The organism is Shimazuella alba (assembly GCF_009831235.1).
Lineage (GTDB): Bacteria > Bacillota > Bacilli > Thermoactinomycetales > Thermoactinomycetaceae > Shimazuella > Shimazuella alba.
In genome coordinates this window covers 1-374 of sequence record NZ_WUUL01000043.1, presented here as the reverse complement: position 1 = coordinate 374, position 374 = coordinate 1, and the positions used below count along the sequence as shown (strand labels likewise).

At 36.9% G+C, this 374-nt stretch carries 1 protein-coding gene; it reads right to left on the bottom strand.

Going from position 1 to position 374, the window contains the following annotated elements; genetic code table 11:
- Positions 1–374: hypothetical protein (locus tag GSM42_RS20315; RefSeq protein WP_160803385.1), on the bottom strand; the 374-nt coding region annotated here is incomplete at both ends.

Sequence of the window (374 nt, the reverse complement as noted above, 5' to 3'; positions counted from 1 at the left end):
CACCAATGAGGGCAACAAAGAAAACAAAAGAGATCCCAGCACGTAAAAGTCTTGCTGATGTACTCATGGCATAATGGATTTGTATGAATTTTATACTGCGACGTTTTTGCCAAAACCATAAAATTACTAGTATCAAGGCAAATACAGCCCATAGGAGAAAAGCATGTAAAACATTTAATTCAAATGGATAAATAAACCAAGAAAAATAACTGCTTACTATCAAACTCAACAGTGTGGCTTGAATAGGAAGACTGAATTTCGGTGAAGTTAGTAACTCTCGATGCCTGTCATCAACAGTAGATTGTAAATCACCTGCTATCTGACTGTTGATCTTTCGCAAGATTGAAAGGGATACAAGTGTGGAGAATGCTGAC